The sequence below is a fragment of the Humibacillus xanthopallidus genome, assembly GCF_044793955.1.
Taxonomy (GTDB): domain Bacteria; phylum Actinomycetota; class Actinomycetes; order Actinomycetales; family Dermatophilaceae; genus Humibacillus; species Humibacillus xanthopallidus_C.
In genome coordinates this window covers 3,062,434-3,086,253 of the sequence record NZ_CP084995.1, presented here as the reverse complement: position 1 = coordinate 3,086,253, position 23,820 = coordinate 3,062,434, and the positions used below count along the sequence as shown (strand labels likewise).

Annotated in this window: 23 protein-coding genes; 14 read left to right on the top strand and 9 right to left on the bottom strand. The window is 71.7% G+C overall.

Annotated features, from left to right (window positions below; translation table 11 throughout):
• The first annotated feature begins 10 nt into the window (after positions 1-10).
• From LG278_RS13790 to LG278_RS13775, 4 genes are read left to right on the top strand one after another with little or no spacing between them, the layout of a single operon-like run.
• Positions 11-553 carry an FMN-binding protein gene (locus tag LG278_RS13790; RefSeq protein WP_404387714.1) on the top strand — a complete coding sequence of 181 codons (543 nt, stop codon included), beginning with the start codon at positions 11-13 and terminating at the stop codon, positions 551-553.
• 13 nt (positions 554-566) lie between these two features.
• Positions 567-1,358: an FAD:protein FMN transferase gene (locus LG278_RS13785; RefSeq protein ID WP_404387712.1), complete on the top strand. Its 792-nt coding sequence runs from the start codon at positions 567-569 to the stop codon at positions 1,356-1,358.
• Between the two features lie 57 nt (positions 1,359-1,415).
• Positions 1,416-1,832 (top strand): ArsR/SmtB family transcription factor, encoded by a 417-nt coding sequence (locus LG278_RS13780; protein WP_404387710.1) that lies wholly within the window; start codon positions 1,416-1,418, stop codon positions 1,830-1,832.
• Positions 1,829-2,467, top strand: coding sequence for an SRPBCC domain-containing protein (locus LG278_RS13775; RefSeq protein ID WP_404387708.1), 639 nt, complete (start codon positions 1,829-1,831; stop codon positions 2,465-2,467). The genes LG278_RS13780 and LG278_RS13775 overlap by 4 nt, the downstream gene beginning before the upstream one ends.
• A gap of 44 nt (positions 2,468-2,511) precedes the next feature.
• Here the strand turns inward: LG278_RS13775 and LG278_RS13770 are convergent, their stop codons facing one another.
• The 6 genes from LG278_RS13770 to LG278_RS13745 form a co-directional block, all read right to left on the bottom strand.
• Positions 2,512-4,491, bottom strand: coding sequence for a thioredoxin domain-containing protein (locus LG278_RS13770; protein ID WP_404387706.1), 1,980 nt, complete (start codon positions 4,489-4,491; stop codon positions 2,512-2,514).
• Between the two features lie 232 nt (positions 4,492-4,723).
• Positions 4,724-5,278, bottom strand: coding sequence for an ABC transporter substrate-binding protein (locus tag LG278_RS13765; protein ID WP_404387704.1), 555 nt, complete (start codon positions 5,276-5,278; stop codon positions 4,724-4,726).
• 218 nt (positions 5,279-5,496) lie between these two features.
• Positions 5,497-5,802: a phosphatase RsbU N-terminal domain-containing protein gene (locus LG278_RS13760; protein WP_404387702.1), complete on the bottom strand. Its 306-nt coding sequence runs from the start codon at positions 5,800-5,802 to the stop codon at positions 5,497-5,499.
• The gene (locus LG278_RS13755; protein ID WP_404387700.1) at positions 5,799-6,182 is read right to left on the bottom strand and encodes an STAS domain-containing protein; all 384 of its coding nucleotides are present in this window, start codon (positions 6,180-6,182) and stop codon (positions 5,799-5,801) included. The genes LG278_RS13760 and LG278_RS13755 overlap by 4 nt, the downstream gene beginning before the upstream one ends.
• A gap of 26 nt (positions 6,183-6,208) precedes the next feature.
• Positions 6,209-7,111: an STAS domain-containing protein gene (locus LG278_RS13750; RefSeq protein WP_404387698.1), complete on the bottom strand. Its 903-nt coding sequence runs from the start codon at positions 7,109-7,111 to the stop codon at positions 6,209-6,211.
• Positions 7,104-8,222 carry a sigma-70 family RNA polymerase sigma factor gene (locus tag LG278_RS13745; RefSeq protein WP_404387696.1) on the bottom strand — a complete coding sequence of 373 codons (1,119 nt, stop codon included), beginning with the start codon at positions 8,220-8,222 and terminating at the stop codon, positions 7,104-7,106. The genes LG278_RS13750 and LG278_RS13745 overlap by 8 nt, the downstream gene beginning before the upstream one ends.
• A gap of 395 nt (positions 8,223-8,617) precedes the next feature.
• Between LG278_RS13745 and LG278_RS13740 the strand changes: the two genes are divergently transcribed.
• Positions 8,618-8,887 (top strand): ANTAR domain-containing protein, encoded by a 270-nt coding sequence (locus LG278_RS13740; RefSeq protein ID WP_404387694.1) that lies wholly within the window; start codon positions 8,618-8,620, stop codon positions 8,885-8,887.
• An 18-nt stretch (positions 8,888-8,905) separates the two neighbouring features.
• Here the strand turns inward: LG278_RS13740 and LG278_RS13735 are convergent, their stop codons facing one another.
• The 3 genes from LG278_RS13735 to LG278_RS13725 form a co-directional block, all read right to left on the bottom strand.
• Positions 8,906-10,210, bottom strand: a complete 1,305-nt coding sequence (locus LG278_RS13735) for an MATE family efflux transporter (RefSeq protein ID WP_404393659.1) — start codon at positions 10,208-10,210, stop codon at positions 8,906-8,908.
• 207 nt (positions 10,211-10,417) lie between these two features.
• A complete protein-coding gene (locus LG278_RS13730; RefSeq protein ID WP_404387692.1) occupies positions 10,418-11,404 on the bottom strand; it encodes an aminoglycoside phosphotransferase family protein in 987 nt (328 codons plus the stop codon).
• Positions 11,401-12,456: a hypothetical protein gene (locus LG278_RS13725; RefSeq protein WP_404387690.1), complete on the bottom strand. Its 1,056-nt coding sequence runs from the start codon at positions 12,454-12,456 to the stop codon at positions 11,401-11,403. Before LG278_RS13725 ends, LG278_RS13730 begins: the two co-directional genes overlap by 4 nt.
• 168 nt (positions 12,457-12,624) lie before the next feature.
• On the opposite strand from LG278_RS13725, the gene rimP reads away from it, so the two are divergent.
• The 9 genes from rimP to LG278_RS13680 all read left to right on the top strand — a co-directional run bounded on the left by rimP (position 12,625) and on the right by LG278_RS13680 (position 23,734).
• Positions 12,625-13,200: a ribosome maturation factor RimP gene (rimP, locus tag LG278_RS13720; RefSeq protein ID WP_404387688.1), complete on the top strand. Its 576-nt coding sequence runs from the start codon at positions 12,625-12,627 to the stop codon at positions 13,198-13,200.
• Positions 13,200-14,234: a transcription termination factor NusA gene (gene nusA, locus LG278_RS13715; RefSeq protein ID WP_404387686.1), complete on the top strand. Its 1,035-nt coding sequence runs from the start codon at positions 13,200-13,202 to the stop codon at positions 14,232-14,234. Before rimP ends, nusA begins: the two co-directional genes overlap by 1 nt.
• A 130-nt stretch (positions 14,235-14,364) precedes the next feature.
• Entirely contained in the window at positions 14,365-14,742 is a 378-nt protein-coding gene (locus LG278_RS13710; RefSeq protein WP_404387684.1) for a YlxR family protein, read from the top strand.
• A gap of 102 nt (positions 14,743-14,844) precedes the next feature.
• Positions 14,845-17,865, top strand: coding sequence for a translation initiation factor IF-2 (gene infB / locus LG278_RS13705; RefSeq protein WP_404387682.1), 3,021 nt, complete (start codon positions 14,845-14,847; stop codon positions 17,863-17,865).
• Between the two features lie 212 nt (positions 17,866-18,077).
• A complete protein-coding gene (rbfA, locus tag LG278_RS13700; protein WP_404387680.1) occupies positions 18,078-18,602 on the top strand; it encodes a 30S ribosome-binding factor RbfA in 525 nt (174 codons plus the stop codon).
• Positions 18,599-19,549: a tRNA pseudouridine(55) synthase TruB gene (gene truB, locus LG278_RS13695; protein ID WP_404387678.1), complete on the top strand. Its 951-nt coding sequence runs from the start codon at positions 18,599-18,601 to the stop codon at positions 19,547-19,549. The genes rbfA and truB overlap by 4 nt, the downstream gene beginning before the upstream one ends.
• A gap of 44 nt (positions 19,550-19,593) precedes the next feature.
• Entirely contained in the window at positions 19,594-20,562 is a 969-nt protein-coding gene (locus tag LG278_RS13690) for a bifunctional riboflavin kinase/FAD synthetase (protein ID WP_404387676.1), read from the top strand.
• Complete coding sequence (gene rodA / locus LG278_RS13685) at positions 20,526-21,701, top strand: rod shape-determining protein RodA (protein WP_404387674.1); 1,176 nt, start codon at positions 20,526-20,528, stop codon at positions 21,699-21,701. The genes LG278_RS13690 and rodA overlap by 37 nt, the downstream gene beginning before the upstream one ends.
• A gap of 170 nt (positions 21,702-21,871) precedes the next feature.
• On the top strand, positions 21,872-23,734 hold the full coding sequence (locus tag LG278_RS13680) for an AMP-dependent synthetase/ligase (RefSeq protein ID WP_404387672.1): 1,863 nt from the start codon (positions 21,872-21,874) through the stop codon (positions 23,732-23,734).
• Positions 23,735-23,820: the final 86 nt, after the last annotated feature.

The window sequence follows — 23,820 nt, the reverse complement described above, 5'->3', positions numbered from 1 at the left end:
CGAGCCTTCCATGCGTCGCATCGTCACCTGGGCCATGAGCACCCTGACCGTCCTCGTCCTGCTCTTCAGCTACCACACGTCACGGTCGTCGGTCGTGGCGACGGCGGAGACCCGACCCGTCACGACGAGTGCGCAGAGCGCCCCGAGCACGACGACCGACCAGGGCTCGGGCTCCTCCGGCAGTGCGGGCGGCGCCGATGACTCGGCGGGCAGCGACGACACCACCGCGGACGCGTCGGGGTCGACGGGGTCGACGGGGTCGAGCGCTTCCACGGCCGCCACGACCTTTGCCGGTGATGCGGTCGACACGCGCTTCGGCCCGGTGCAGGTGCAGATCACCGTCGCGGACGGCACGATCACCGCCGTCGACGTGCTGCAGGTGCCGATGGAGGACCGGCATGACCAGATGATCAACTCGCGTGCCGTGCCGGTCTACAACGAGGAGGCCGTGCAGGCACAGTCCGCCGACATCGACGTCGTCTCCGGCGCGACCGTCACGTGGGAGGGCTACAGCCAGTCCCTCCAGTCCGCCATCGACGCGGCACACCTCTGAGCAGGGGAGACCGATGACCATCAGGACGACGACCAGGACGACGACCACCGTGACACCGGCCCCGCCTCGACGCGCCTGGGTGGAGCACGTGATGGGGATGCCGATCAGCATCCACCTGCGTGGTGAATCGGCCCTCACCGAGACCGCTGAGCGCCCGGTGGCAGCTGCCTACGCTGTCCTGCTCGAGATGGACCGCGTCTTCTCGACCTATCGCGACGACTCCGACCTGCTCCGGCTGCGCCGCGAGGAGGTCGCGCTGACCGACGTGAGCCCCCTCGTCGCCGAGGCCCTCGCGATCGGCGAGCAGGCCGAGCGCGACACGCTCGGCGCCTTCACGACCCTTCTGCCCACGGGAGAGGGCGACCTCGCCTTCGACCCGACCGGACTCGTCAAGGGATGGGCGGTCGACCGCGCCGCCGAGTGCCTGCTCGACCTGCCCGGCACGTCGGCGTGCCTCAACGCCGGCGGCGACCTGCTCGTCGTGCCGTCGAGCGACCTTCCCCGCGAGGGTGCGGGCAGCATCGCGTGGCGGGTCGGCATCGAGAACCCCCGCGACCGCTCTCAGATCGCGAGCACGGTCTCGCTGACCCACGGCGCCGTGGCCACCTCGGGCACGGCGGCGCGCGGCGCGCACCTCTACGACCCGCGCACCGGCGCGATGGTCGGGCGCGACGGCTCCGTGACCGTCGTGGGCCCGACCCTGCTCTGGGCCGACATCTGGGCGACGGCGCTCTTCGTCGGAGACGCGGGCACGGCGGAGGCCTTCGACCGGTCGGCGCCCGACTACCTCTCGACGGTGCTCTGAGCCGCGCGGCATACTGTGCTCTTGACTTAATTAAGCGGGAGGGCAAACAATGGTCGGGTGCACGCCTTCGACGTCCTCGGTGACCCGGTCCGCCGTCGCCTGCTGACCCTGCTCGCCGAAGGCGAGCGCTCATCGGGCGAGCTGGCCGAGGTCATCGGCGCCGAGTTCGGCATCTCGCACCCCGCGGTCAGCCAGCACCTCAAGGTGCTGCGCGACGCCGGCTTCACCTCGGTGCGGGCCGCCGGCCAACGACGGTTGTATGCCGTCGAGCCCGGTCCGCTCGAGGAGGTCGACGCGTGGGTGGCACAGTTCCGGCACTTCTGGACCCAGCGTCTCGACGCCCTCGGCACCGAGCTGCGGCGCGGCGCGAGAGGGCGTGACGCTCCGAGAGAAGGCGGAGCGCAGCCCGTCGACCCAGCCAGCCCACCCGACTCAGCCGACCCACCCGACCCTGCCAGGAGGCCCACCCCATGAGCACCACCGAGCACGCGAACCACACCGACCGGCTCGCCGAGATCACCCGCACCGTCGAGAGCGGACGCCGCGACGGCGTCGACACCAAGACCGTCACGGTGACGCAGAGCTATCCCGTCGGCCTCGACGAGCTGTGGGCTGCCGTCACCGACGGCGAGCGCATCTCGCGGTGGCTCATGCCCATCACCGGCGACCTGCGACTCGGGGGCCGCTACCAGCTCGAGGGCAACGCCGGCGGCACGGTCGAGGAGTGCGTGCCCCGCGAGCGCATCGCCGTCACCTGGGAGTACGCCGACGAGGTGTCCTGGGTCGTCGCCCACCTGTCCGGCGACGAGCGTGCGTCGACGCTGCACGTCGAGCACGTGGCGCACGTCGACGCGCAGCGCTGGGAGCAGTTCGGCCCGGGCGCGGTCGGCATCGGCTGGGACTCGATGCTGCTCGGCCTGACGCTGCACCTCTCCTCTGGCGCCGGCATGGACCGCGACGAGGCGGCGGCCTGGGTGGCGAGCGACGCCGGGCGTGAGTTCATGCGACGGAGCGGGGAGGCGTGGTGCCGTGCCCAGATCGACTCCGGCGAGGACGCGGATACCGCTCGGGCTGCCTCCGACCGCTGCATCGCCGCCTATCTCGGCTGATCCGGCCTCGCTCCGGGTGCGGGCAGCTGCCGGAGGTCGCGACGTCAGGCCCGGGCGAGAGCCGCCTCGAGGTCGCTGACCGTGGTGACCGGTAGGTCGCACACGAAGCCGTGACAGACATACGCGGCCGGGTGGCCTTGCGCGAGAGGCCGATCCGCGAGCAGCGGCATGCCGTCTGCGTCCGGGGTGCCCGCGACCACGACCGCTCCGGGGCTCGTGCTGCGACGAGCAGCAGCGAGCAGCTCGTCGGCGACGGGTCCCTCGCCCACGACGGCGACCTGCACCGGGCCGGCAGCGATGGCCTCGGCTACGGCCAGCGACCAGCCGCCGAAGCGGGGGTCTCGAGCGGCCAGCCCGAGGCCGGCCTCGGTCGCTCGGCGTCCTCGCTCGATCGCTGCGGGGTCGCCGGTCAGTGCGCCGAGGGTGACGAGCGCACCGGCCAGGGCCGACTGCCCCGACGGCTCGGCGTTGTCGGCCGCGCTGCGGGGGCGGAGGTAGAGCGACTCCGCGTCGTGAGCCGTGTCGTGGAAGCCGCCGTCGTCGGCCCCGAAGCGCTCGACGGCATCGCCGAGGAGCGACCGGGCCTCGCGCAGCCATCGGGGGTCCCCGGTCGCCTGGTGCAGGGCGAGCAGGCCCTCGGCGAGGTTGCCGTAGTCATCGGCGACGGCCTCGGCGCGGCCCACGACGCCGTCACGGGACGCGCGCCGGAGCCGCCCGTCGACGAGGTGCACGGCCAGCACGTGCTCGGCGCACCGCTCGGCAGCGGCGACCCAGTCCTGCCGGCGCAGCACGGAGCCCGCATCGGCCAGGGCGGCGATGGCGAGGCCGTTCCACGACGCCACGACCTTGTCGTCACGGGCCGGCTGGGGACGGGTGGCTCGCGCGTCGAGCAGGCGTCGACGCACCGAGGCGAGCCAGTCGGGGTCGTCTGGGTCCACGGGCAGCTGCACCGTCGACAAGCCGTGCTCGAACGTGCCGGCGTCGGTCACCACGAAGAGCTCGGCCGCCCGAGACCCGTCGACCTCGCCGAGCACCTCGATGAGCTGGGCGGGGGTCCACGCGTAGGTGAGACCCTCGACACCACCCGCGTCGGCATCGAGCGACGAGGCGAAGCCGCCCTCTGCCGTGCCGAGGTCGCGCAGGGCGAAGGTGGCCACCTCCTCGACGATCCGGCGGGCGAGGGGCGACGCGGTGGCGCGCCACCACGAGGTGTAGCCGCGCAGCAGGAGCGCGTTGTCGTAGAGCATCTTCTCGAAGTGGGGCACGACCCAGTCGGCGTCGACGCTGTAGCGCGCGAAGCCACCGGCGAGCTGGTCGTAGAGGCCGCTGCGGGCCATCGCCTCCAGGGTGCGGCCTGCCATCCGGGACGAGAGGTCGTCGCCGGTGCGCGCAGTGTGACGGAGCAGGAACTCGAGCACCATCGACGGCGGGAACTTGGGTGCCCCTCCGAATCCGCCTGCACGCGAGTCGAACTGGGTGGCCAGCGTGGTCACGGCACGATCCAGCGCCGCAGTGTCGACGGCAGCGGGCGGTGGGGGAGCGAGGGCCCCTGAGAGCGCCGTCGCGATGTGGCGCCCGGAGTGGCGCACCTCGTCCTCCCGGGTGCGCCACGCCTCGTCGAGTGCGCTGAGCACCTGCAGGAAGTGGTCGCGGGGGAAGTAGGTGCCGCTGTAGAAGGGGTCACCCTCGGGGGTGAGGAACACCGTCATCGGCCAGCCGCCGTGCCCGGTCGTCGCGGTCACCGCCGACATGTAGACGGCGTCGATGTCGGGCCGCTCCTCACGGTCGACCTTGACCGAGACGAAGCGCGCGTTGAGGGCCGCGGCCACGGTCTCGTCGTCGAAGGACTCGTGCGCCATGACGTGGCACCAGTGGCACGCGGCATACCCCACCGACAGGAGCACGGGCACGTTGCGGCGGCGCGCCTCCTCGAAGGCCTCCGGCCCCCACTCCTGCCAGTCGACCGGGTTGTCGCGGTGCTGGAGGAGGTAGGGGCTCGTCGCATCGCCGAGGCGGTTCGTCATCGGTGGTCTCCCAGAGCTCGGGTCGGCAGGTGGGTCGCTCGGCACGAACGTGGCGAGCGCCTCGCGCAGGACGCGGTCACGCAATGCCGGGCGACACCTTCCTCATTGTCTGGCATGAGGGTGCGTTCGGCGGCACCGCGGGCAGACGGATGGCGCCGATCCGGGAGCGGATCGGCGCCATCCGAGCACCCGAGTCAGAGGCTCAGGCCCTCACAGCGGAACGAGCGTTCGATCAGAGACCGAGCAGGCGGTTGAGCAGGTTGGCCAACCCGCTGATGCCGCTGCCGTCGAGCAGACCCGCGACGGCGCAGAGCAGGTTGCCCAGCAGGTTGCCGGCCCCCGACTGGGCGACGATGTCCAGGACCACCTGGTTGAGGTGGACCTCGAGGCCCAGGACGTTGAGGTCCAGCGGGCCGAGCACGAGGTTGAGGATGTCACACGAGCCATCGGCCGAGGCGTTAGCCACCGTGGTCGTCAGCGTCTCGCTGACGGGGGCCACGACTCCGGCCGTGTTGGTGAAGGTGCCCACCAGCTCACCGACCACGGCCAGCTGACCGTCCTGGTTGGTGAACTCCGTCGGCGTGAAGGTGCCGGCGAAGGTGCCCACGCCCGCAATGGTCTGGTTGATGGCCGCCGGGTCGACGGTGGCCCGCGGGGTGGCAGCCGAAGGCGCGGCCGTGGGCGCTGCGGACGGGGCCGCGGAGGCGGCGGTCGCGGGGATGATGCCAAGGGCAACCGTGGTGGCCAGGGCGACGCCGGAGGCGCAGAGCTTGGTCGTGAACTTCATGAAGGTGACTCCTTGATCGGTGTACGGGCGGCCTCGTGGGCCGTCGGTCACCGCTGAAGAGGCGCATCACTGCCATGCATGACGCGGCGGGCAGGCGTGGGGCCTCCCGAATTGCCCCGGATGATCCCCTGTCTGAGCACGCGGCCCCTGGAGGCCGAGATCCGTCTTTCAGTGGGCCCGCGTCATGCGCCGGGGGTCAAGGCGTCCGGCCCACCGAGTCACTGCTCGAGCACGACTCGGTGCGTCATGTCGTAGGAGGCGAGGACTTCGAGGAGCAGCTCGGCTGCCTTCTCAGTGACATCCAGCAGTTCGTCCGCCTTCGTCTCGCGCAGCACGTCGAGCACCACCTCGTGGTGCACCCTGCACACGTCGAGAAGGCTCACTCCCTGGCTGAAGGCGCGGCGGCCGAGCTCGTAGGCCGACGCGCGGGCTGCCTCATCGCGACGGGGGAGGAAGCGCAGCAGCGTGGTGCGGTAGTCCGCAGTGAGGTCGCCCACGACGGAACGTGCCTCCGGCGGGCTCATGTGGTGGGTCCCCAGGCGGATGGCGGGGTCGACGTGCCCCGGCCGCGCCCCTGGTCAGCCAGCATGCTGAGCCCCTCATCGAGGTCGAGTGCGGTTGGCACGTTGCCGGTGCCCATCCCGAGCTGGACCATCGTGAAGGCAACCTCCGGTTGGATTCCCACGATCACGGTGAGGGCCCCGCGCAGGCGCGCCATCTCGGCGATCCGCTTGAGCGTCAGGGCCGCGAACGAGTCGATGACGTCGAGCGCCGCGACGTCGATGATGACGCCGGGTGACCGGTGCTCGCCGATCTGCTCGATCAGGTCGTGCTCGAACCGGACCAGCTCCGTGTCGTCCAGGGCAGTGTGGATCGATGCGATCAGGGTTGATCCCTGTCGCATGATGGACACGAGAGCTGGTCCGCCGTTCACGAGCTCGTGCTGCCCTCCTGACGGGTCACGGTGTAGCCGAGCAGCCTCTCGGCCTCTTCGAGGCCGCCCTGCAGGTCGCCGATGGTGTTCATCTTGCTCAGGTCGACGCCGATGGTGACAAGCGTCTGGGCGATCTTGGGTGACAACCCAGTGATGATGACGCTCGCACCCATGAGGCGTGACGCGTCGACGGTCTGCACGAGGTGGTTCGCAACGGTCTGGTCGACGTCCGGAGCACCCGTGATGTCGATGACGACCACCTTGGCGCGGTGCTTGCGGATGCCCGAGAGCAGCTGCTCGGTCAGCTGGCGGGCCCGGTCGCTGTCGAGCACGCCGATGATGGGCAGGATGAGCAGTCGCTCGCGCACGGGGAGCACGGGCGTCGAGAGCTCCCGGATGGCGTCCTGCTGCTGTCGGATGACCCGCTCGCGCTCGTCGACGAAGCTGACCGCCACCGTGTTGGCGATCCGGTTGGCAGCGGGCTCATAGGCGTCGAGCACCTCGTTGAGCAACGAGAAGTCGCGCTGGTACTTCTCGAAGAGTGAACGAGCCAGCACGTCGCGCAGCAGCAGCACGATGCCGACGACCTCGTGGGTCTCCACCCCCCGCGGGATGATCCGTTCGGAGAGATCACGTGCGTAGTGCTGCAGGGCCTCCACGCTGCCGGTCTCGAGCACCTCGACGTAGTTGTCGTAGACCGAGGTCGTCTCAGCGGCCATCTCCTGCGGCGTCATGGCGCTGAGCAGGTGAGCCTGCTGGATCCGCTCGGCCCACTCCTCCCTCAGCCGGGTCCGGTGCTCGCGCAGATGGGAGACCAGCTGAGAGAGCAGGTGCTCCCCACCGGCCGGGACCTCGGGCCCGGCATGCACCCCCGGGCGGTGGTTGTGTCGATCATCCATCGTTGGTCCTCTCCCACTTGGTCATGGTCACTGTCGTGCCGTGGCCGCGCTCGCTCGCGATCGCGAACTCGTCCATGAGCCTGCGCACCCCGGGCAGCCCCAGGCCCAGCCCGCCGTAGGTGCTGAAACCGTCATCCAGGGCACGGTCCACGTCGGCGATGCCGGGCCCACCGTCACGAGCCACGATCTGGATGCCGCGTCGCGGTTCGTCCAGCAGTTCCACGACGACTTCTCCGGAGCCTGCGAACCGCACGATGTTGCGGCACACCTCGGAGACCGCGGTCGCGATGACCGTGAGATCCGTGGGTCCGAATTGGAGTCGCGCGGCGAGCTCTCGCACGGCGCTTCGCGCCGCGACGATGTCCGGGTCCGTAGCGATGGGGATTCGCAGGACGTCGTCGCGCTGATGCCCTCGTTCGAGAAGCGGCTCGCTCAGGCGCGCGCAGGTCTCGCACTCGAGCACGTGCTGCGCGGCACGGACTTCACGCTGTCGGCGCTGGTCGCCGCTGCTCAGGGCGATGAGCACCGGCCGGCACCGGTCGGTCGGTGGTTCCACCCGTTCGAGGGCGAGGACGTACTCGACGCGCAGCCTCGCGCGGGTGCGGTTCAGCCGTGCGGCGACAGCGCCGGCTGTGCTGCCCTCACGTGCCGCTAGGGTGCGGGTGTCGGTGCCGCTGACCTCGTGGTCGAGCAGCGTGCGTCGCTCCCGGTCGGACAGGCGAGCGAGCGCGGCGGACATGGCGGACTGTTCCTCGTCCAGCATGACCTGCTTGTCCGGGGTGTCAGGCGTGCTGAGGTCGACCACCCGATGCTGGTTGCGCCGCTTGCGATCGGTGTCTCTCCACATCGAGGCGACGACGTTGCGGGCCGTCACGATCGCATAGGGCTCGAGCATGCCCGGCTCGATCGTCGAGGAGGCGGCGAGCACCCGCGTGAGCGTCTCCTGGACGAGGTCGTCCGCGGCGGGGTGGGCGCCGACGCGGGCGTGGACGATGCGCCGCACCATCGGTATCAGCGTGGCGACCTCGGCGCCATCGTGGCCTCCCGCTCCCGCGGGTGGGGTCAGGTGAGCGGCGTCATCGCTCTCACCGTCGCTCAAGGCCTTGCTCACGGCTATGTCGTACCACATACGTGCAGGTTCAGACCCCGGTGCACGTCATGCATCGACAGTCCGAGCGTCCTCTGTGAAAAGGGTTTCCCAAAGACCCGTCGAGGAGAAGACCACATGATCACCCTGGCCCTGCTGAGCCCGTTGCTCTTCCTGGCACTCCTGATGGCGCTCCAGCGAGTCGAGGAGGCCGTGTTTCCGCCCCGCCGAGCCCCGGCAAACGCGTCCGACTCACGTCCCCCCGGCCGGGCACTCTCATCCCGCACGGCAACACCGGAGGGCCGTCGCCGGAGGTCGACGGCTGCGGGAGCGGCACGATCCCGGCGGGCCGCTGCAGCGCCGAACGTGACGTCATGACGGCCCTTGCCCTGACCCTGAGCTCGCCACCCCGGCCAGCGATGACGGGCGGGATGCTCAGGGAGACGGAGACGTTCATCGTCGAGTTGGTGGATCGGGTCGAGTCGGCCGAGCGGGAAGCACACAACCTGAGACGGGCTCTCGAGCACAGTCGCGACATCGGTGCGGCCATGGGAGTGCTGATGGCGTTGCGCAAGGTGACCCCCGATGAAGCCTTCGAACTCCTGCGACGCTGCAGCCAGGACCACAACCGCAAGGTGCACGCCCTGGCTCTCGACGTGATCGCCACCGGGGTGCTGCCCGAGCAGTGAACCGCCCGTGCGGGTGGCTCACACCGGCAGCGGCGCTGTGCTGTCGACGAGGGCGTGCCAGCGGATGCGGCGGGCGCGCCAGGTGAAGATGGCGAGCTTGACCGCCTCGTCGGCGATGCGCGCGAGGAAGATGCCGGCGAACCCGAGCGGGGTGTGCAGGCCGAGCACGATCGCGAGGGGGAGGCCCACGACGAAGGCGCCCACGGCGTCGCCCATGATGACGCCGCGCACGTCGTTGCCGCTCGGCAGCACGCCGGCGCCGATGATCATGTTGCGCACCTTGATCACCTGGAAGGCGGCGTTGATGAGGATGCCGACGCTCGCCATGACCCGCACGTCGCGGCCGGCCTCGCCGAAGAGCGTGTCGAGGAAGAGCACCGACGTGGCGAAGAGCACGCCGAAGACCGCGGCCGTGCCGATGCCGGCACGCGTCACGCGACGCACCCACGCCATGGCCGCGTCGACATCGCCGCTCCCGACCGAGCGCCCGACGAGGGTCGTCGTGGCCGCCATGAGTCCGATGCTGCCGACGATGAAGATGCCCTCGAGGGTCGTCACGATCTGCGCCGCCGCGAGCGCCTCGTCACCGAGCTGCTGGAAGACGACGTTGTAGAGGAAGGTGCCGACGGTCCAGAAGAGCTCGGTGACGCCGAGGGGCAGCGCGAGGACGAAGAGCGGCACGACGACCGCGCGCCACTGGCGCAGGCTGTCGGGCAGGCTCCAGCCGATCACCTTGCGGCCGTAGGCCATCCACAGCAGGATCAGCGTCTTGGCCACGGCCGTGATGAGCGTCGCCCAGCCGGCGCCGGCGACCCCGAGCGTCGGCAACGGGCCGAGGCCGGTCACGAGCGAGTAGGCGAGGATCGCGTTGGCGACGACGGTGATCATCGTCGCGACCATCGGCCGGGTCGGCTGGCCGACCGAGCGGAGCACGCCCGACATGATCGCGCTGAGCATGATCGGCAGCGTGGCCAGCACGGTGAGGCGGAAGTAGTCGGTGCCCGCCGCTGCCACCGCGGGCGACGCGCCGACGAGGCCCATGATCCGGTCGGAGAAGAACCACGGGACGAACGACACGACGGCGCCGAGCACGAGTGCCGTGAGGACGGCCGCCGTGACCGTGTGGTCGAGGTCGCCGCGCCGGTCGGCTCCGTAGGCGCGGGCGACGAGGATGCTCACCGAGGTGCCCAGGGCACCCAGCGTCACCGCGAGGATGAACGTGAGGCTGTTGGAGAAGCCCACTGCCGCAATGGCGGTCGCGCCCAGCCCGCCGACGACGATCTGGTTGACGAAGTTGAGCACGAGCATGAGCACGAACTCCATGCTCACCGGGACGGCGATGCGCGCGATCTCTCGGCCAGGGGTCGGCGGAGCCGATCTCAGGGTGCGGAGGCTGGGCACGGCGAGGCGAGGCATGAGCGGGCGACTTTCGAAATCGAAGAATGGGTGCCGGCCTAGGTTACGGCTTTCGACGCCCTGAGTCGAAACGATTTGATCGAGGCCCCCGAGACGCGTCGAGATCAGTCGAGGTCAGTCGTTCATCGCCTTGATGATGGTGACGGCGAGGCTGATCCGGTCGCGGGCGTCGGCATCGAGCGGCACACCCTCGGACCCGGCGACCTCGACCGCGTTGTCGGCCTCGCGCACGATCGTCCAGGCCCTCGCGCGCCCCTCGTCGATGCCGGCGCGCTCGCAGATGATCTCGAGGCGACGCCGCAGCGACCACCTCACCTGCGAGCCGGTGCCCAGCTCGTCAGCGCGGTTCCACAGGGCCGGCGCCATCTCGAAGGCGACGTCGCCCGCCATCGGCTTGGGGTCGATGGCGAGCCACGGGGAGCGGTAGGCGCCGAGCACGTTGGCGTAGTGCAGGTCGGTGTGCAGCAGCCGCTCCTCGGCGGGGGCGCGCGACACGAGCTCGCTCGCGAGCGCAGCCGCCTGGTCGAGGTAGCGCCGCGGGAGCACGGGCGGTGCCGCGCGCAGCTCGACGGCCTGACGTTCGGCGTATGCCGTGAGGCGGGGGATGCGCGGATGTGCGGGCCGTCGCAGCGTCGTCAGCAGGTCGCCGATGACCCCACACGCTTCGTCGATCGGCAGCCGGGTGAGGTCGCGGGCGTGCAGGCGCTCGAGCAGCATGGCGAAGCGCGACGGGTCGGCCCGCACGAGGCGGACCGAGCCGTGACCGTTCCACGACTGGAGGGCGAGGGGCTCCGGCGCCGCCTCGGGGTGCGGCCACGTCACCTTGAGCACGCCCTCGCCGCTAACCCCGACCGTCTCTCGGCCGGCGCCGAGCAGGCGCACGGGGATGACGACGGAGCAGACGCCGTGCAGGCTCTGGCCGATCGGCTCGAGCTCCCACTCGTCCAGCAGGCCGGCGAGCAGGGCGGGCAGGTCGTCGAGCCAGTCCTGTCCCGACATCCAGCCCTGCGGCTCGAAGCCGGCGACCTGGTGGGCGAAGAGGGCCGGCACGAGGTCGTAGCGCGGGGCGCGCCCGTCGTCGGCGCCCCTCACGTCGCTCACGTCGCGGTCCCCGGGAAGGGGGAGAGCGGCATACCCCAGTCGACGGCGAGCGCCTGCACACGGGCGCTCCACCGTGCGGTGTCGTCGAGCGCGGGACCGTCGGGAGCCGCGCCGGCGACCTCGATGGTGGCGTCGACCGCCGTGCCGAGCAGGTGGGTCGCGAGGCGCTGCGCTGCCGCGGGGGTCGTGACGGGGAAGGGGAGCGCCCAGCCGCCGGGGGTCGAGGTCGTGGGCCCGGACACGGCGAGGTCGAGGCGGCGCAGCGCGTCGAGCGTCTCGAGTGCGCGCGTGCGGCGCCCGCCCGTCGACTGCGCGGCGACGACCTCGAAGCCGTAGACGAGGGGCGCGGTCTGGTCGATGACGCGCGGGCGGGCGGCACTCGGCGTCGCCGCCGGGTCGACGGTCTCGCCGAGCAGCACCGCCGAGGCCAGCCGTGCCGACCAGGCCGACAGCACGAGGTCGCGGGTGCTCTCCGTCGTGGCGGCCAGCGACTGCCAGCGGTCGGGCCCGACGTCCGCGAGCGTGGCGGCAAGGTCGTCGACGGTGCGGATGCCGGCCACGTCGGGTGACGTCGTCGCGGTGGTCGACGAGGTGGGCGCCGGTGTCGCAGGGGCGGGCGTCGTGCCCGAGCCCGAGGCGGTCGTCGCCGCGGGCTTCGGCGCTGGCGGCGGGGCAGTGGCCGCCTCGATCTCGGCCGTCGGCACCCCGGCGTTGGTGAGCCGGCCGGTCAGCACGTCGACCTGCCGCTGCTGCACGGCCACGACCGCGCGCAGGAGCCGGCGCGCGTCACCGTCGAGATCCGAGCGCTCGAGCGACTCCCCGGCCTGCACGAGGGCCCGGAGGTCTGCGATCACGGCGAGGAGGAAGCGCTCGTCGGGTGCCGGCTTGCGCGTCGGCACGGGGGGTGGGGGCTGCGGCAGGTCGAGCCGCAGCCCGCAACCGGCGACCGCGGTGAGCGCGGCAGCGGCGCCACCGAGGACGAGCAGGCGCCGAGTGGGTCGAGCGCCGTGCGCTCCCGCCCGGGACCCGGGCCTCGGGGTGTCGCCGCTCATGCGGTGCATCCTCGCACGCGGGCTGCCCTGCCATGCCGGGGTGGCGCCGTCGTGGGCGGCGGGTGCCCCGCGCGACCGATAGAGTTGTCGGACGCGGTCTCCCGCTGCCCCGATGTGGTCGGTGGTGGAGTGGCCGGACATTCGAGAAGAGCAGGGAGGCGTCGACGCATGAGCACAGCCCAGGACGTCAGAGCGAAGCTCGAGCCAGTGCTGGTGGAGCTGGGGCTCGTCGTCGAGGACCTCTCGGTGACCCCTGCCGGCAAACGCCGCCTCGTCCGGGTGCTCGTCGACACCGACATCAGCGGCCTCGACACCGCCGACACGACGACCACCGTGGCCCCGCTCTCGCTCGACGACGTCGCCGAGGCGACGCGCGCGGTGAGCGACGCGCTCGACACGAGTGACGTCATGGGCGACGCCCCCTACGTGCTCGAGGTCTCCTCGCCCGGCGTCGGCCGACGCCTCACCTCCCGCGAGCAGCTGCGCCGTCAGGTGGGTCGCCTCGTCGAGGTCACGCACCCCGGCGGCAGCGACACCGGGCGCCTCGTCGAGGTGCGGGCCGACGCGCTCGTGCTCGACGTGCCGGCGACGAAGAAGGAGCCGGCCCGCACCGAGACGGTCGCGCTCGGCCCCGAGGTCCACGCGGTCGTGCAGGTCGAGTTCCGCAGGACGGGTGCCGACGGCGCCACGCCAGACGTTGACGAGGCGGGCTCCGACGAGCCCGCGACAGAAGGGGACATCTGATGGACATCGACCTGGCCGCGCTGCGCGCGCTCGAGCGAGAGCGCGACATCAGTCTCGACGTGCTCATCCCGGCCATCGAGCAGGCGCTGCTCGTCGCCTACCACCGCACCGAGGGCAGCCACCGAGACGCCCGCGTCGAGCTCGACCGCAAGACGGGCCACGTCATCGTGTGGGCCCGCGAGGAGGGCGAGCTCCTGCCGGCCGCCGACGGCGAGCGCCCCGAGCGCTCCGAGCCCGGTCCCGAGTTCGACGACACCCCGGCCGGCTTCGGTCGCATCGCGGCCTCCACGGCCCGGCAGGTCATCGTCCAGCGGCTGCGCGACCTCGAGGACGAGGCGATCCTCGGCGACTTCCGGGGGCGCGAGGGCGAGGTCATCTCGGGCATCATCCAGCAGAGCCAGGACCCCCGCAACGTCCTCGTCGACTTCGGCACGGTCGAGGGCATCCTGCCGATCTCCGAGCAGGTGCCCGGCGAGAAGTACGTCCACGGCGAGCGCCTGCGCTGCTTCGTCGTCAGCGTCAAGCGCGGCCCTCGTGGCCCCCAGGTCAGCCTGTCGCGCACGCACCCCAACCTCGTGCGCACGCTCTTCAAGTTCGAGGTGCCCGAGATCGCCGACGGCACGGTCGAGATCGCGGCGCTGGCGCGCGAGGCCGGCCACCGCACCAAGATCGCCGTCCACAGCCGGGTCCCCGGTGTCAACGCCAAGGGCGCCTGCATCGGCCCGATGGGGGCGCGCGTGCGCGCCGTCATGACCGAGCTGCGCGGCGAGAAGATCGACATCGTCGACTACGCCGACGACCCCGCCGCCTTCGTCGCCGCGGCGCTGTCGCCGGCACGCGTGCAGTCCGTCGAGATCGTCGACGCGACGGCCCGCGCCGCCCGGGTCATCGTCCCCGACTACCAGCTGAGCCTCGCCATCGGCAAGGAGGGCCAGAACGCCCGCCTGGCGGCCAAGCTCACCGGGTGGCGCATCGACATCCGCCCCGACACCGAGGCGGCAGCCCCGCAGGGCTCGCAGGCCCCGCAGGGCTGACGTATGCCGTCCGCCTCCCTCGCCGGACGGCATACCTCCTCGGGGGTGACCCCGCAGGGCTGGGGCGGAGCGGCAGCGATGTGACGGGGCCCGTGGAGCGCGTCGGGCGCCCGACGCGGTAGACTCATGTGTGGCCGACCGGACTGGACTCCGTGCCGAGCCATCCCGCACGTGTGTGGGATGTCGCGGAACGGATAGCTGGTCGGCACTGTTGCGAGTGGTCGCGGCGACGGACAGAGATGCTGGGGAGTCCTCCCCGGTGGTGCTCCGCCCGGACCCGAGACACCGGATGCCGGGACGTGGTGCGTGGTTGCACCCCGTGCCGGGTTGCTTCGAGATGGCAGTGCGCCGCAAGGCGTTCGGACGTGCCCTGCGTGTGCGGGCCGCGGTCGACGTCAGCGCGCTGACCCAGCACCTCGATCTCCAGCACGCGCAGCAGAACGGCGTCGGCCCAGGGCCGGTCGCCATCAGTCAGAGATCAGTCAAACGAACCAACAAGGCGGGTTGAAACGCTATGAGCACCCGATGAGTCCTCAGCGATGAGCAAGCCCCAGCACTAACCCACGGTTCGGCCACTTCCTGTTCAGGCCGGACCACGAACAGGAGAAATGTGGCTAAGGTCCGAGTCTACGAGCTCGCCAAGGAGCTCGGAGTCGAGAGCAAGACACTGCTCGCACACTTGAAGAGCCAGGGAGAGTTCGTCCGGTCGGCATCGTCGACCATCGAGCCCCCCGTCGTGCGCAAGATCAAGGAGACGTTCCCCGCGGAACTGCGCTCCGGCGGCACGGCATCACCAGCGGCCCCCAAGGCCGCTCCTGCGCCCTCGGCGCCCCGCACGTCCTCACCGGCTCCGTCGCCGGCAGCCCCTGCGGCGCCTGCCGCTCGCGCGGCCGCACCGTCGGCGCCGTCCCCGGCGGGTCCCGCCCGTCCGGCCTCACCCGCGGCTCCGGCCGCGTCGGCTCCCGCAGCCCCCTCGGCACCGGCTCCCGCTGCACCTGCCCCGGCCCCGCGCCAGAGCACGCCTGCAGCACCGGCGGCGCCGGCTGCCGCGTCGACCCCGGCCGCGCCTGCCGCAGCCACCCCGTCGGCTCCGGCACCCAAGGCACCGGCCGCTCCGGCGGCCTCCGCCACCCCGGCGGCGCCCTCGCGCGTCCAGTCCAGCCGTGACGGCGGGCAGCAGGGGTCCGGCGTGCCGGCGTCCCCGCGACCCGCGCCGCGTCCCGGCCAGCCCCGTCCGGGCAACAACCCCTTCGCGCCGAGCCAGGGCATGGGCCAGTCCCGTGCACCCCGCACCGGTGGCGACGGCGGTGCGCCGCGTCCGGGCAACAACCCGTTCAGCTCGAGCCAGGGCATGCCCCGGCCGCAGCAGCGTCCCGGCGGCGCCGGCGGTCCCGGCGGTGCTCCGCGTCCCGGTGGCGCGCCTCGCCCCGGTGGCGCCCCGCGTCCCGGCGGTGCCCCCGCCGGTGGCGCTCCGCGTCCCGGTGGCGTGCGTCCCAGCCCGGGCATGATGCCCGAGCGCAGCACCGTCGGTCGTCCGGGCCAGCGCCCGGCCGGTCCGGGCCGTGGTGGCCCGGGTGGCGGTGCCGGTGCGCGCGGCGGCTTCGGCGGCGGCCCCGGTGGCGGAGGCGCCCCCGGCGGCGGTCGTCCCGGCGGCTTCGGTGGCGGTCCCCGCGGTGGCGGTGGCGGTCGCGGCTCGACCGCAGGCGCCTTCGGTCGCGGTGGCGGTCGCCCGGTGCGCGGACGCAAGTCCAAGCGTGCGAAGCGCCAGGAGTTCGAGCAGATGCAGGCCCCGTCGCTCGGTGGCGTGACCGTCCCGCGTGGTGACGGCTCGACCGTCGTGCGCGTGCGCCGTGGCACCTCGCTGACCGACTTCGCCGACAAGATCAACGCCAACCCGGCATCGCTCGTCACCGTGCTCTTCCACCTCGGTGAGATGGCCACGGCGACGCAGTCGCTCGACGAGGACACCTTCAAGCTCCTCGGCGCCGAGCTCGGCTACGAGATCCAGGTCGTCTCCCCGGAGGAGGAGGAGAAGGAGCTCTTCGACGCCTTCAACATCGACCTCGAGACCGGCATCGACGGCGAGGAGGACGAGGACCTCGAGTCCCGCCCGCCCGTCGTCACGATCATGGGTCACGTCGACCACGGCAAGACCCGACTGCTCGACGCGATCCGCAACGAGGACGTCGCAGCAGGCGAGGCCGGCGGCATCACGCAGCACATCGGTGCCTACCAGGTCCACAAGGAGCACGAGGGCGTCGAGCGTGCGATCACCTTCATCGACACCCCGGGTCACGAGGCGTTCACCGCCATGCGTGCCCGTGGTGCCAAGGTGACCGACATCGCGATCCTCGTGGTCGCGGCCGACGACGGCGTCATGCCCCAGACGATCGAGGCGCTCAACCACGCCCAGGCGGCCGACGTGCCGATCGTCGTCGCGGTCAACAAGGTCGACGTCGAGGGTGCCAACCCGGCCAAGGTGCGCCAGCAGCTGACCGAGTACAACCTCGTGGCAGAGGAGTACGGCGGCGAGACGATGTTCGTCGACGTGTCGGCCAAGCAGGGCCTCAACATCGACGGGCTCCTCGAGGCCGTGCTGTTGACCGCCGACGCTGCGCTCGACCTGCGCGCCAACCCCGAGCGTGAGGCTCGTGGTGTCGCGATCGAGGCCAACCTCGACCGTGGCCGCGGTGCGACCGCGACGGTGCTCGTGCAGACCGGCACGCTCCACGTCGGTGACTCGATCGTGACCGGCTCGGCCTACGGCCGCGTGCGCGCCATGCTCGACGAGCACGGCCAGAACGTCTACGAGGCGGGCCCGTCCCGTCCCGTGCAGGTGCTCGGCCTCTCGTCGGTGCCGCGCGCCGGTGACACGTTCGTCGTGGCGCCGGACGACCGCACGGCCCGCCAGATCGCCGAGCGGCGTGAGGCGGCGGACCGTCAGGCCTCGCTGGCCAAGGCCCGCAAGCGCATCTCGCTCGAGGACCTCAACGAGGCCCTCGCCGCGGGCAAGGTCGAGACCCTCAACCTCATCCTCAAGGGTGACGTGTCGGGCTCGGTCGAGGCGCTCGAGGACGCGCTGCTCAAGATCGACGTCGGTGACGAGGTCGACCTGCGCATCATCGACCGTGGCGTCGGCGCCATCACGCTCAACAACATCAACCTCGCCATGGCCTCGAACGCGATCATCATCGGGTTCAACGTCCGCGCCGAGGGGCAGAACGCCGAGGTGGCGGAGCGCGAGGGCATCGAGATCCGCTACTACTCGGTCATCTACCAGGCGATCGACGAGATCGAGGCGGCCCTCAAGGGCATGCTCAAGCCGGAGTACGAAGAGGTCGAGCTCGGCACGGCGGAGATCCGCGAGATCTTCCGCTCGAGCAAGTTCGGCAACATCGCCGGCTCGATCGTGCGCAGCGGCGAGATCAAGCGTGGCTCCCGGTCGAGGATCACCCGCAACGGTGTCGTCGTCTCCGAGAACGTCGAGATCGCCGGCCTGCGGCGCTTCAAGGACGATGTCACCGAGGTGCGCGACGGCTTCGAGTGCGGCATCAACCTCGGGTCGTTCAACGACCTGCAGATCGGTGACCTCATCGCCACCTACGAGATGCGCGAGAAGCCGCGAGCCTGAGGCTCCGGGTCGCGCGCAGACTCCACGCAGACGCCGCGGCGCCGGTCCCCTTCGGGGGGCCGGCGCCGCCGGCCTTCTCCCGGGAGGGGCGCGGGCGCGCCACGCGGCTGGACACCGCGCTCGCGGCAGGCGGTTGGGCAGCGTGACACCCGTTGACTAGGGTTGGTCAGTCGGCCCGGTGCCGTCACCCCACCAACCAGAGAGAGGTAGTCATGGTTGACCACCCCCGCGCCCGCAAGGTCGCCGACCGCATCAAGGTCATCGTCGCCGAGTACCTCGAGTTCCGCATCAAGGACGACCGCCTCGGCTTCGTCACGATCACCGACTGCCGCGTGACCGGTGACCTGCAGCACGCGACGGTCTTCTACACCGTCTTCGGCTCCGACGAGGAGCGCCAGGCCAGCGCCGACGTGCTAGAGGCCAACAAGGGCCGCATCCGATCCGCGGTGGGCAAGGGCATCGGCATCCGCCTCACCCCCTCGCTGGAGTTCATCGCCGACGCCCTCCCGGCCGACTCGGCCCACCTCGAGGACGTGCTCGCGCAGACCCGGGCCCGCGACGCCGAGCTCGCTCGCGCGGCCGCCGGCGCCACGTATGCCGGTGACCCCGACCCCTACAAGAAGCCGGCCGACGAGACTGACGCCGACACCGACGACACCGACGACACCGTCGGCCCCGCGCCCACGACCACGGTGACGCCCCCGGGCGCTGTCGGCGAGGACGTCCAGGCTCGATGACCGGCACGCTGGGCGGCCTGCTCGTCGTCGACAAGCCGGCCGGCTGGACGAGCCACGACGTCGTGGCCCGGGTGCGTCGACTCGCCGGCACCCGGCGGGTCGGGCACGCCGGGACGCTCGACCCGATGGCGACCGGCGTGCTCGTGCTCGGTGTCGACCGCGGCACCAAGCTGCTCACCTTCCTCGTCGGCTGCGACAAGTCGTATGCCGCGACCGTCCGCCTCGGGCAGTCGACGATCACCGACGACGCCGAGGGCGAGACGAGCACCCTCCTGGGGGTGCCCGACGTGCAGGCCCTGGAGACGGAACTGCGCGCCGCGGTGGCACGGCTGACGGGCCCCATCGAGCAGGTGCCGAGCTCGGTCAGTGCGATCAAGGTCGGCGGCGTGCGCAGCTATGCCCGCGTGCGGGCGGGCGACGACGTCGTGCTGCCCGCGCGGCCGGTGACCGTCAGCCGCTTCGACGTGCTCGCCGTGCGACCTGCCCGGGTGCAGGCCGAGGTCGGTCCGCCCGTCGACGTCGTCGATGTCGACATCGAGGTGGACGTGTCGTCGGGCACCTACGTGCGCGCCCTCGCCCGCGACCTCGGTGACCTGCTCGGGGTCGGCGGTCACCTGACGGCACTGCGGCGCACCCGGGTCGGCCGCTTCGACCTCGCGCAGGCGCACTCCCTCGAGGAGCTCGCCGCCGCTTCCGAGCGCGAGGGACGAGACGGCATACCCCTGTTGCCGGTGGCCGAGGCCGCCCGCGCCCAGATGCCCGTGCACGAGGTCAGCGACGAGGAGGCGGTGCGCATCGGCCACGGCCAGCGCATCTCCAGCGGCGCGCAGCGCGTCGAGGCGGTGGCGGCGATCGACCCGTCGGGGCGGCTGGTCGCCGTGCTCGACGAGACGGCCGAGCGGGCCCGCGCCAAGGTCGTCTTCGCCCCGGCAGGCGCGAGCGCCTGACCACCGTGCGCGACGACGCGAGAGCGGCCACTACAGTGGTCGCCGTGGATCGCTGGCACGGACTCGACGACATCCCGGCCGATCTCGGCCCCACCGTCGTCACGCTCGGCAACTTCGACGGCGTCCACCGCGGGCACCTCGAGGTGCTCACCCGTGTCGTGCGCGAGGCCGCCGATCGGGGCGCCACGCCGGTCGCCGTGACCTTCGAGCCGCACCCCATCGCGGTGCTCTATCCGGAGCGTGCCCCGGCGGCCGTGATGTCGCTCGGGCAGCGGCTCGACGCCCTCGAGGCGGTCGGCCTCGGCGCCACCCTCGTGCTCGAGTTCACCCCGGAGTTCGCCCAGCAGACGCCCGAGGAGTTCGTCCACAGCACCTTCGTCGAGGCGCTCGGCGCGGTGGCCGTCGTCGTCGGCAAGGACACCCGCTTCGGCGTGCGCAACTCCGGTGACGTCGAGACGCTGCGCGAGCTCGGCGCGACCCACGGCTTCGAGGTGTTGGCCCTCGACGACATCGGCGAGGGTGACACGACGACCCGCTGGAGCTCCACGCAGCTGCGCGCCGAGCTGCTCGAGGGCTCCGTGGCGCATGCCGCACAGATCATCGGGCGGCCGCACCGGGTGACCGGCACCGTCGTGCACGGCGACCATCGCGGTCGCGAGCTCGGCTACCCGACGGCCAACCTCTCCCAGGACCACGAGGGTCTCGTGCCCGCCGACGGGGTGTATGCCGGGTGGTTGCTGAGGCTCGACGTGGCCCCTGACGACCCCGACCGCACCCTGCCCGCCGCTGTCTCGGTGGGCACCAACCCGACCTTCGACGGCCAGCAGCGCCGAGTCGAGGCCTACGTGCTCGACCGCACCGACCTCGACCTCTACGGCGAGCGGGTCGTGGTCGAGTTCGTCGACCGGCTGCGCCCCACCCTGCGCTTCGACGGGGTCGACGCGCTGGTCGAGCAGATGGCGCAGGACGTGGACCGGTGTCGCGAGATCCTCTCGGTCATCGTGCCGTCCTGACCTCCCCGCGCCCCGCCGGGCGGCGGTCGCGCACGTCGTGGCTGCGCCTCGACCTCGGTCTCTTCATCGGTGCGGCGGGGCTCTCGCTCATCGGGGTCGTGCTCGTGTGGTCGGCGACCCGCGAGACCCATGGCGCGGGGCTGGCGCTCAAGCAGCTGCTCGCCGTCGCCATCGGCATGGCGTGCGCCCTGGGCCTGACGCGTCTCGACATGCGCATCGTGCGGGCGCTCGCACCCGTCGTGTACGTGCTCGCCGTCATCGGGCTCGTGGCGGTGCTCTCGCCGCTCGGGTCGACCGTCAACGGGTCGCGGTCGTGGATCCGGCTGCCCGGCGGCTTCACCCTGCAGCCCTCCGAGCTGATGAAGGTCGCGCTCGCCATCGGGCTCGCCATGCTCCTCGCGGGGCGGGCCGACCGGGGGCTGCGCCAGCGGCACCGCGACATCGCGCTCGCCTGGGTCGTCGCCGGCATCCCGATCGTGCTCGTGCTCGCCCAGCCCGACCTCGGCTCGGCTCTCGTGCTCGTCGCGATGGCGGTCGTCATCATCGCGGCGGCCGGGGCGCCGTGGCCGTGGACCGTCGCCGTCGTCACCGTCGGGGTGGGCGTGACCGTCGCGGCCTTCACGACCTCGCTGCTCTCGACCTACCAGAGCAACCGGCTGCGGGCCTTCCTCGACCCGTCCCTCGACCCGCAGGGCATCGGCTACCAGACCCGCCAGGTGCGGCTCGCGATCGGGTCGGGCGGGCTCTCGGGGCAGGGCCTCTTCGCCGGGCGGCAGACCCAGGGCGGCTACATCCCCTTCCAGGAGACCGACTTCATCTTCTCGGTGGCGGGGGAGGAGCTCGGCTTCGTCGGTGCGCTCGGGCTGGTGCTGCTCATCGGCTTCATCGTCGTGCGGGCGGCCGTCGTGGCCCGCAGGGCCGACACCTTCGGGCGGCTCGTCGCGCTGGGCGTCGCGGCCTGGCTCGGCGTGCAGGCCTTCGAGAACATCGGGATGAACCTCGGGCTGACGCCGGTGACGGGGCTGCCCCTGCCCTTCGTCTCCTACGGCGGCTCCTCGATGATCGCGTCCTGGATCGCCGTGGGCCTCGTCGGCACCGTCGGCTCGGCGTCCGTGCGGGGTGGCCCGCGGCTGAGGTGAGCGGGCGGTCCGCGTGGCGGGACGCCCGCGCGGGTTACTCGCGGGTCACGTTGCGGTGTCTTTCGGCCCGGGACTGGTGACGCCCGGGCATTCCTTTGGCATCATCCGGGCATGACGCGGCGCCCGCAGACGCCGATGACGGGCGACGCAGCAGCGACGAAGGAGTCCGCATGCCCCTGATCACTCTCGCCGACCGACCAGTCGACGAGTCGATCCTCGACCAACGCGCCCGCAGCGTCGGAGCGCTCTTCCGCCAGCGCGTGGACGCGACCCCGGACGCACCGGCATACCTCTACTTCAAGGGGGACTCGACCGAGCTGACGACGCTCACGTGGCGCGAGACCCACGACATCGTCAATGAGTGGGCTGCGGGCCTCATCGCCATGGGCGTCCAGCTCGAGGACCGGGTGGCCATCGCCTCGACGACGCGGGTCGAGTGGATCCTCGCCGACCTCGCGATCATCTGCGCCGGTGGGGCGACCACGACCGTCTACCCGACGACGATCGCCGAGGACGTCGCCTACATCCTCACCGACTCGGGCAGCTCGATCGTCTTTGCCGAGAACGCCGAGCAGGTCGCCAAGCTCCAGGCCGTGCGCAGCGAGATCCCCGGGGTCCAGCACGTCATCGCGCTGACCGGTGAGGGCAGCGAGGACGGCTGGGTCATCACGACCGACGAGCTCGCCGCGAAGGGCCGTGAGTGGCTGAGCGCGACGCCCGACCTCGTGCACTCCCGCATCGACCAGCTCGGGCCCGAGAGCCTCGCCGTCGTCATCTACACCTCCGGCACGACCGGACGGCCCAAGGGCGTGCGCCTCGTGCAGGACAGCGTCGTCTACGAGGGTGCCGTCATCGAGGCCATGGGCACCCTGAGCAAGGACGACCTGCAGTTCCTCTGGCTGCCGCTCTCGCACGTCTTCGGCAAGATGCTCGTCGCCACCGGTCTGCAGATCGGCTTCCCGACCGCTGTCGACGGGCGCGTCGAGAAGATCGTCGACCACATGGCCGTCATCAAGCCCACCTTCATGGCCGGGCCGCCGCGCATCTTCGAGAAGGCCCACGGACGCGTCGCGCTGATGTTCGCCCAGGAGAAGGGCCTCAAGAAGAAGCTAATCGACTGGTCGCTCAAGGTCGGCGGCGAGATGCGCGACGTGCTCGCCCGAGGCGAGCAGCCCTCGTCGGGTCTGGCACGCAAGCACGGCGTCGCCGACAAGCTCGTCCTGCAGAAGGTGCAGGAGCGCTTCGGTGGCCGGGTCCGCTTCATGATCAGCGGCTCCGCCCCGCTCAACGCCGAGGTGGCCCGCTGGTTCGGCTCGGTCGGGCTGCTCGTCCAGGAGGGCTACGGCCTCACCGAGACCTCCTCCGGCACCACGGTCAACACGCCCGAGCACGGCTCCTACCAGTACGGCTCGGTCGGCTGGCCGATGCCGGGCACCGAGGTGCGCATCGCGGAGGAGGACGGCGAGATCCTCGTGCGGGGTCCGGGCGTCATGCGCGGCTACCACAACAACCCCGAGGCGACGGCCGAGGTGCTCGACGAGGACGGCTGGTTCCACACCGGCGACATCGGGCGCATCGACGAGCGCGGCTACCTCTTCGTCACAGACCGCAAGAAGGACCTCTTCAAGACCTCGGGCGGCAAGTACATCGCCCCGGCCGAGATCGAGGCCCGTTTCAAGGGTCTGTGCCCCTTTGTCAGCCAGTTCCTCGTGCACGGCGCCGGGCACAACTACGCGACGGCCCTCGTCACGCTCGACCCCGACGCCATCACCATGTGGGCCGCCACGGAGGGGCTCGCGGGCAAGTCCTACAGCGAGATCGTCACCTCCCCGGAGGCGCGAGCGCTGGTGCAGGGCTACGTCGACAAGCTCAACGCCGGGCTCAACCGCTGGGAGACGATCAAGAAGTTCACCATCCTCGACAAGGACCTCACCATCGAGGACGGCGACCTCACGCCGAGCATGAAGCTGCGCCGCCGCGCCGTCACGGAGAAGCACCTCTCCGAGATCGACGCGATGTACGCCGACGGGTGACCGACGTCGAGTGCTCACTTTCGCGCGCGGAGCGACCGCCCCGCGCCGGACCGTCGAAATGGCGCGAAAGTGAGCACTCGACGCAG